The sequence below is a fragment of the Streptomyces calidiresistens genome (assembly GCF_014141525.1).
Classification (GTDB): domain Bacteria; phylum Actinomycetota; class Actinomycetes; order Streptomycetales; family Streptomycetaceae; genus Streptomyces; species Streptomyces calidiresistens.
In genome coordinates this window covers 1-594 of sequence record NZ_VKHS01001472.1, presented here as the reverse complement: position 1 = coordinate 594, position 594 = coordinate 1, and the positions used below count along the sequence as shown (strand labels likewise).

The following is a 594-nucleotide window of genomic DNA, read 5'->3' as shown; positions in this document are numbered from 1 at the left end:
GCGGCAGTGTCCGGTGTGTCTAAGCGACAGCGCCCACCCCCGACGACCTCGACGAACTCCTGGCCACGGTGTGGAAGGACCCCACCGTGATGCTCGCCCACCCGAAGGCGATCGCGGCGATCGGCCGGGAGTGCACCGCCCGCGGCATCCACCCCGGAACCGTCGAGTACGCCGGTCGGTCGGTGCCCTCCTGGCGCGGGGTGCCGCTGTTGCCCTGCAACAAGATCCCGGTGAGCGAGCGGGGCACCACCTCGGTGGTGGTGATGCGCACCGGTGAGCAGGACCGCGGCGTGGTGGGTCTGCACCGCACCGGCATTCCGGACGAGTACCAACCGAGTCTGTCGGTCCGTTTCATGGGCATCAACGACAAGGCCGTGATGTCCTATCTGGTCAGCGCCTATTACTCCCTGGCCGTCCTCGTTCCCGACGCGCTGGGAATCCTCGAGGACGTGGAAATCGGTCGCTGACCCCGTTCCGCGAATTCATGGGGGAAATCCGGGGCGTCGGGCACCGGTTGCCCGGCTCCCGATTTCCCGCGGGAGGACACGGCCGGTCCCGCCCCGCCCGTCGGGAAGCTGTCGCCCTCCCTCACGC

Annotated in this window: 1 pseudogene; it reads left to right on the top strand. The window is 69.0% G+C overall.

The features are described from left to right. Window positions 1–32: 32 nt before the first annotated feature. Window positions 33–467, top strand: a pseudogene (locus FOE67_RS27875) (Crp/Fnr family transcriptional regulator); the annotation flags it as partial. Window positions 468–594: the final 127 nt, after the last annotated feature.